The following is a 7068-nucleotide window of genomic DNA, read 5'->3' on the forward strand; positions in this document are numbered from 1 at the left end:
CTCAGCGGCTCTTGAAGCCGGTAATGGCGTCGGCGCGGGCCTCGACCGCATTCATGCGGGCGGTCCATTCGCTGACGACATCGGCAAGCTCGGCACCTTCGGGATAGGTGGCGCGATCCCACACCACCGCGCCCTTGGCGAAGGGCAGGGGCAGTACAGCCTTGTCCCAACTGTTGAGCTGGATAGCTGGTTTGGCCGAAATGCCGAGGAACAGGACGGGGGCTCCCGACATGCGGGCCATGACCGGCAGACCTTCGGCCATGACGCCGGCCGGGCCACGCGGACCATCGGGCGTGACGGCCAGACCGCCGACTTTCAATTGGCGCAGACCATCACGCAGGGCCTGTGTGCCGCCCTTGGAAGCCTGTTTCTTGTCCTTGTTGCTGGATGAGCCGCGCACAGCGTCAATGCCGAGACGCGCCATGGCCTTGACCAGAAACTCGCCATCTGCCGACAGCGAGATCAGGCCGCGCATTTTCTGAGCACGGTCCATCGGCCATGCGGCGACGGCAAGGCCCAGACGCGAGTGCCAGAACGCGACCAGCACACCGCCGCCCTGATCCCAGACCTCTTCGGCCAGAGGCAGGTTTTCATGTTCCCAGCGCGTGGTCTTGTAGCAGAAGCGCATCCACTGCGAGAGGATGAAGGACACAGCCTTCTGGATGGCCGGATTACGAAGGGGTCTCATGCACCGGTCTCGTCAGGAAGAGCATCAAGGGGGAAAACGGGGCCGTCCAGCGATTGCTGGCGGGCCAGACGGGCATAGAGACCGCCCTTGGCGACCAGTGCGTCATGGGTGCCGACCTCGGCCACACGGCCATCGTCGATCACATAGATGCGGTCGGCATTGCGGACGGTGGACAGACGGTGGGCGATCATCAGCGTGGCGCGACCGGCCATCAGACGCTCCAGCGCCTGCTGGACCAGAGCCTCGCTCTCGGTGTCCAGCGCACTGGTGGCCTCGTCCAGCAACAGAATGGGGGCATCCTTCAGGAAGGCGCGGGCAATGGCGATGCGCTGGCGCTGGCCACCCGACAGGCGGGCACCGGCCTCGCCGACGCGGGTCTGATAGCCGTGCGGCAGGGCCATGATAAAATCATGGGCGGCGGCGGCGCGGGCGGCCTCGATGATCGCTTCCTCGCTCGGATTGGTGCGGCCATAGGCAATATTGGCGGCAATCGTGTCGTCGAACAGGAAGGGCTCCTGCGTCACCAGTGCGATCTGGGCGCGCAGGGAGTGCAGGGACAGGTCGCGCAGGTCGTGGCCATTGGCCGTGATGCGCCCGCCCGTCACATCATAAAAGCGCGGAAGCAGGCTGAGGATAGTGGACTTGCCGCCGCCCGATGGTCCGACAAGGGCGATGGTTTCGCCGGGGGCCACATGCAGGTTAATGCCGTTCAGGGTCGGTACAGGCCCGCTGGGGGTGCTGTAGACGAAATGCACATCCTCGAATTCGAGTGTCACAGGGCCGTGGGGCAGGTCTTGCGGGTGCGTCTGTTCGCGGATTTCCGGCTGGATATCCAGCGCCTCGAACAGGCGGCGTGCGGCAGTCATGCCTTCGGACAGGACGGTAGACAGATTGGTCAACTGGCGCAGGGACTGACCGGCCAGCATCAGCATGGCAATAAAGGCGGCAAACGAGCCAACCGACATTTCACCCTTGCTGGCGCTCCACCCCGCATAGCCGATCACAGCGGCGACGATGGAATAGGCGATGATGTCCGAGGCTGGCCCCGCAAAGGCGCGGCTGTCGGCACCCTTGATGACGTGGCGCTGGCGACGGTCGATAACGGTCGAGACGTTGGCGACCTCGGCCAGTTCGCGGTTCTCCATCTTGATGACGCGCACACCATCCAGATTTTCCATCAGCGCCGAGGACAGGTTCTCGGTTTCGGTCATCGCACCCTTGGCGGCCTTGCGCGATTTCTTGCCGAACTTGCGCATAATCAGGCTGACGGCGGGGACGCCCAGCAGAACGATCATGGTCAGGGTCAGGTCGATAAAGCCCATCGCCACCATGACACCAACGAGTATCAGCGCATTTTGCGAATAGTTGACGATGCCGTTGGTGAAGGCTTCGCGCACCAGATTGGCGTCGTACAACACCGAAGAAACAAAGCTGCCGGAATGCTGGTTACGCAGACGCGACAGGTCCGCATGGATCATGCGCGAGAACAGCTGTTTCTGGATGTCGCCGACAATGCCGTGGCCCAGACGGTTCACCAAAGCCGCCTGACCGGCCATGGCCAGAGAACGCATGATCGACAGGGCGACAATAACAGCCGGAACCAGAAGGATCAGCAGGTTGGGCTGGACCTTGAACAGACCCAGAAACGGCACCGGACCGACATGCTGGGTGAACAAAAGGTCGATCGAGGGTTCCAGAAAACGCAACAGGGCCGCCGTCAGACCCCCTGCAAAGGCCGCCAGAGCCAGACAGCTGAAGAAGGCCGTCTTGTGATGCGACAGGTAATCGCGCCAGATCCGTCTTGCGAGCGGGCTTAGCGGCTGCTTTTGCTTGGAGTCTGTTGGCGCGGCGGGTGTGGTCATACGCTTCGGTCGAACGGCTGGGCCTGCAAGTCAAGCCTTGGCTTATCGGCAGGGTTGTGAAAGGGATGACTCTGGCGTTTCCAAAGGTTATCCGGCGCTTATGTCATCCCCCGATCTGTCGTCGCCATACGCGCGTTTCAAGGTCCAGTGGTCGTATTTCTGGGGCGACCATGCCTTTATCCGCTTCAGCTTCACCAATGCGCACTGGATAGATGCCAAATTGGTACGCACCAACCAGCCTTCGCCGCGCCAACTGGCATGGTGGAAGAAGCAGGGCATCAAGACCATTATCAATCTGCGCGGGCCGCGCGAGGAGCCGTTTTACTGGCTGGAAAAAGACGCCTGTGCGCGTTTGGGTCTGACGCTGGTGGATGCGCCGCTGGATTCGCGTGATGCGCCGCTGGTCGAGCGTATTCTTAAGGCCCGCGAAATGTTCGAAACCATCGAATATCCGGCCCTGCTGCATTGCAAGTCGGGTGCGGATCGCGCGGGGCTGATGGGGGCGCTATACCGCTATTTCCATCTGGGCCAGCCTATGGCCGAGGCCAGAAACGAGCTGGGCCGTCGCACGCTGCATAACCGCGAGGGCAAGACCGGCGTGCTGGATATGTTTCTGGAGACCTATACCCGCGAGATCGAGCCCAAGGGCGTGGATCTGGCGCAGTGGGTCCAAAGCGGCGAATATGATTCCGAGGCCATGACCCGCGATTTCCGTTCGCGCTGGTGGGGCGATTTGCTGGTCGAGCGTATTCTGAGACGCGAATAGGGCTTAACCCCACGGGCCCTTTTTGGTGCCGGTCGGGGATGGCTCGTCGGGTTTGGTGGCTGTGGGCCGATTGGCCATACGGCCTTGGCTGTCGAGCCGTTCCTGACGCTCTAACAGGCGGTCTTCAAGCCAGTCATCGGAGTGGCGCTTGTTCATCAGCACGCGCACCCACAGCACCAGAGCCAGCGCCATCGATATGATGCCAAACAGCATTTCACCGGACAGATCGGACATTCGGGAGCCTCGAAGGCAGCGCCTTTCGGCGGTTGAGCGAACCATTATACGTCAAGGGCGGCTGAAGCCCTAGCCTCAGCCGCCCTTTGAACGGATCACAGTCCTGACAGGATCAGGCGTCGCCGCGCGGATCGATCAGCTTGTGGGCGTGCAGGATGAAGAAACGCATGTGGGCGTTATCAACCGTGGCCTGGGCGCGAGCCTTCCAAGCAGCCTTGGCTTCGTCATACGAACCATAGGCACCAACGAACTCGACTTCCGACAGGTCGCGGAAGGTCGGCTCGGACGGGTGACGCATTTCGCCACCGATGACGAGGTGCAGAAGTTGGGGATTATGGTTGTCGGCCATGGAGAGATGGTCCACTTGCGGATGAGGGGTCAGAAGGTCAGCGGGATAGGCGCTGTGCGGCGGATTATCAACGGGTGCAGCGCAGGCGCAGCACAAATCATGCTAGTTTGTCGCGGATCGTGGCGATTAAATCGCCACTTCTGGCCGGTATGGTCGCTGACCAGAGCACCCGCTTCCTGTGCGATAAGCGATCCGGCGCAAACATCCCAGTCCCACTTTGGGCTGATGGCGATGGCGGCATCAAAGGCACCAGCGGCCACCAGCGCCATCCGGTAGGCCAGTGCATTGCGCTTGGAAAAGTTCATAGGGGGCCACGGCTCGTCCCATTCGCGGGCCTCCATCAGACGGGCATCGGCCAAAAGCTCGGCCTCTTCCAGCTGCGAAGTGTCCGATGCGGTAATGGGCCGGCCCTGAAGACGGGCACCGCCTCCCAGCGTGGCCTCGAACATTTCTCCCAGCATGGGGGCATAGATGGCCGCCGCGACCGGCTCGCCATCCTCGACCACGGCGATGGGGGTACACCACCACGGTTTGTTACGCATAAAGGCGCTGGTGCCGTCGATGGGATCGACCACAAAGATGCGCTTTTTCGACAGGCGGTCGGTGCTGTCGGCGGTTTCCTCGGACAGCCAGCCATAGTCAGGACGCGCCGATAACAGCCGCTCTTTCAGGAAAGCATCCACCGCCAGATCGGCATCGGTGACGGGGGATGCATTTTCCTTGGACCAGACCTTTAGCCCTGCCTCGCGATAGTCGAGCGCCATCTGGCCGGCATCGAAGGCGGCCTGACGAATGAGGGCGAGGTCTTGATCCAGAGAGGTCATTTACCGGCGATAGCCACCTTGTCGAACAGCAGGGACGGGCTGTTGAACGCATGACGGAACTGAAGGTCGCCTGCGCGTTGCAGACGGGCATAAAGTTCGATCAGGTTTCCGGCTACGGTGACTTCGCTGACCGGATAGGCGCGTTCCCCGTTTTCGAACCAGAAGCCCGAGACACCGGCAGACCAGTCGCCGGTATTGCCGTTCAGGGACGGGCCAAACATGGAGGTAATCAGAAGGCCGGTTCCAGCTTGGGCCATCAGGTCGTCCAGCGTGCCTTCGCCCGCCGACAGATGCACATTATGCGCCGAGACACCCGACGGGCCGACCAAACCGCGCGAGGCGTGGCCGGTGGTGGTCATGCCCAGTTGTGCCGCCGATGCGGTGTTCAGCAGCCATGTGTTCAGGATGCCGTCCTCGACAATGGCGCGTTTTTCAACGCGCACGCCCTCGTCGTCGAACGGAGTCGAGCCGTGGCCGCGCGGGCGCAGCGGATCGTCGATCAGGTCCACGTCCGCAGGCAGAACTAGCTTGTTCAGCTTGTCCTTCAGGAAGGACGAACCACGCGCGATGGCGGTGCCGGAAATCGCACCCAGCAGCGGCGACAGAACCTGTGTCGCCATGCGGTTGTCGAAAATGACAGGAGCGGTGGTGGAGGCAATCTTGCGAGCCCCGACACGGGCGACGGCGCGCTCGCCCGCGGTTTTGCCGATTTCCTCGGCGGACGGCAGGTCTTCGAGATGGCGCAGGGCGCGGTGTTCGCCACCGCGTTCCATCTGGCCGTCTTTTTCGGCAATCACGCCTGCGCCCATGGAGAAGACGCTGCCGCGATGCTGGCCGACAAAGCCGTCCGATGTGACCATCTGCCATTCGCTGGACGACCACGAGGCGTCGCCGCCTTCGGAACGCGAGACGCCGTCAACAGCCATGGCCGCAACCTCGACGGCGATGGCGGCGGCTTCGAGTTGTTCGGCCGAACGTTCGGACGGATCATACAGATCAAGATCGGCATGCGGCGCGGGGGCCAGCAAATCCTTCGGGGCCAAGGACGCATAAGGGTCTTCGGGAGCCAGTTTGGCCATGGCGATGGCACGTTCCACCAGACGGCCACGGGTGGCATCCGACAGGTCCGAGGACGACACGGTCGCCTGACGCTTGCCGATAAAGACCCGCAGGCCCAGATCGGTGGATTCCTCGCGCTCGACATCTTCGAGCGCCGCATTGCGAACCCCGACCGACAGCGAGGCGCGTCGGGCCGTGGCGGCCTCTGCGGCGTCGGCACCGGCCTTGAGGGCAGCGGCCACTAGATCGTGCAGCATGGAAGGATCGGGCGATGCGGAGGAGGGCGTCGATGCGGACATGTGTCGGATATGGCCGACCTGCCCGCTATCCGCAACACTTCAAGAGGGTTAGCACGGGGAAGGGGCCGATAGCGGGCTTAGAAAATGGCAGCTATGGGTGGAAAGCTGTCCTAAGGTTCGCCAAGATGCGGGAATGGCCAAGGACTGGCGGCTCGAAAACTTGGACGATCTGCCCTTCCTTCGAGGGGTCGCATTTGTTCGCAAATCCTATCGCGCGTATCGAGAAGGATGGGACCACGATCATTGCGCGGCTTGCGGCATCAAGCTGGCCGAGCCTGACATAATAGGCGATGACATCGTTCATGAAGGCTACGCGACCACGTCAACCTTCGTGCGTGGCGCTGACTACGAATGGGTATGTGTTCCCTGCTTCGCCGCATTTCACCAAGTCATGGATTGGCGCGTTTGCACAGAGTCCGCCGATTGAAGATGTCCCGACAAGCGTCCGCTATGGGTCGAGAACCGAATTTCACTCAAGGGTGGAAAGCGGACATTGGACTTGCGTCAAGCGCCAATCGTCCAGCGTATCGTTGCTAGGAGGCCAAGGTCCGCGCCTCGGCGCGCGCGTCGCGACGGGCCACGTCACCGCCCATTTCGAACCCCATAGCAAATACCTGCCAGCTAAACAGCGCTATGCACGCCAGCACCGACGCGGTCTGCAAACCGCGATAGAGGGCGGCGCCCATGGGCCGCGCTTCGATGATCGGCCGGTTCTTGCTCAAGAGTAGATATCCGGCGATAGACGCTATCATCAGAGTGAATGGCAAAATGTTCACGCTTGGCTCCATGCTGGCACTGTAACTTTACACGGGCTGCGTGTGTTCGCTAGTCACGGGCGGGATAAAACGGGCGGTAAAAACAACGCCAGAAAGAATGCCCCGAACGTCCGCTGATGACTGAGGCTGTGTGAAAACAGCTTCCGTTCGAGCGAATTAGGTTAGCCTGCTGAGGTCTTCAGGAGGTGGGTATGAGCCGCTTCGTTCAGGG

Annotated in this window: 9 protein-coding genes; 2 read left to right on the forward strand and 7 right to left on the reverse strand. The window is 61.8% G+C overall.

Translation table 11 applies throughout. The features are described 5' to 3' along the window. Nucleotide 1: 1 nt before the first annotated feature. Together FHS64_RS13300 and FHS64_RS13305 are read right to left on the reverse strand one after the other, a co-directional pair. Complete coding sequence (locus tag FHS64_RS13300) at nucleotides 2-688, reverse strand: lysophospholipid acyltransferase family protein (RefSeq protein ID WP_167179114.1); 687 nt, start codon at nucleotides 686-688, stop codon at nucleotides 2-4. After that, the gene (locus FHS64_RS13305; RefSeq protein WP_167179116.1) at nucleotides 685-2550 is read right to left on the reverse strand and encodes an ABC transporter ATP-binding protein; all 1866 of its coding nucleotides are present in this window, start codon (nucleotides 2548-2550) and stop codon (nucleotides 685-687) included. Before FHS64_RS13305 ends, FHS64_RS13300 begins: the two co-directional genes overlap by 4 nt. A gap of 100 nt (nucleotides 2551-2650) precedes the next feature. Between FHS64_RS13305 and FHS64_RS13310 the strand changes: the two genes are divergently transcribed. Further along, the gene (locus FHS64_RS13310; RefSeq protein ID WP_167179118.1) at nucleotides 2651-3316 is read left to right on the forward strand and encodes a protein tyrosine phosphatase family protein; all 666 of its coding nucleotides are present in this window, start codon (nucleotides 2651-2653) and stop codon (nucleotides 3314-3316) included. A gap of 3 nt (nucleotides 3317-3319) precedes the next feature. Here FHS64_RS13310 and FHS64_RS13315 read toward each other — a convergent pair whose 3' ends face one another. The 4 genes from FHS64_RS13315 to FHS64_RS13330 all read right to left on the reverse strand — a co-directional run bounded on the left by FHS64_RS13315 (nucleotide 3320) and on the right by FHS64_RS13330 (nucleotide 6081). Continuing rightward, on the reverse strand, nucleotides 3320-3550 hold the full coding sequence (locus FHS64_RS13315; RefSeq protein WP_167179120.1) for a hypothetical protein: 231 nt from the start codon (nucleotides 3548-3550) through the stop codon (nucleotides 3320-3322). 112 nt (nucleotides 3551-3662) lie between these two features. Then, nucleotides 3663-3899 (reverse strand): DUF4170 domain-containing protein, encoded by a 237-nt coding sequence (locus FHS64_RS13320; RefSeq protein ID WP_208381011.1) that lies wholly within the window; start codon nucleotides 3897-3899, stop codon nucleotides 3663-3665. A 29-nt stretch (nucleotides 3900-3928) separates the two neighbouring features. Next, nucleotides 3929-4723, reverse strand: coding sequence for a 3'(2'),5'-bisphosphate nucleotidase CysQ (locus FHS64_RS13325; RefSeq protein WP_167179124.1), 795 nt, complete (start codon nucleotides 4721-4723; stop codon nucleotides 3929-3931). Next, nucleotides 4720-6081 carry a TldD/PmbA family protein gene (locus FHS64_RS13330; protein ID WP_167179126.1) on the reverse strand — a complete coding sequence of 454 codons (1362 nt, stop codon included), beginning with the start codon at nucleotides 6079-6081 and terminating at the stop codon, nucleotides 4720-4722. Before FHS64_RS13330 ends, FHS64_RS13325 begins: the two co-directional genes overlap by 4 nt. 133 nt (nucleotides 6082-6214) lie before the next feature. Between FHS64_RS13330 and FHS64_RS13335 the strand changes: the two genes are divergently transcribed. Then, a complete protein-coding gene (locus FHS64_RS13335) occupies nucleotides 6215-6508 on the forward strand; it encodes a hypothetical protein (RefSeq protein ID WP_167179128.1) in 294 nt (97 codons plus the stop codon). Between the two features lie 106 nt (nucleotides 6509-6614). Here the strand turns inward: FHS64_RS13335 and FHS64_RS13340 are convergent, their stop codons facing one another. Further along, entirely contained in the window at nucleotides 6615-6803 is a 189-nt protein-coding gene (locus tag FHS64_RS13340; RefSeq protein WP_167179130.1) for a hypothetical protein, read from the reverse strand. Nucleotides 6804-7068: the final 265 nt, after the last annotated feature.

The organism is Brevundimonas terrae (genome assembly GCF_011761985.1).
Lineage (GTDB): Bacteria > Pseudomonadota > Alphaproteobacteria > Caulobacterales > Caulobacteraceae > Brevundimonas > Brevundimonas terrae.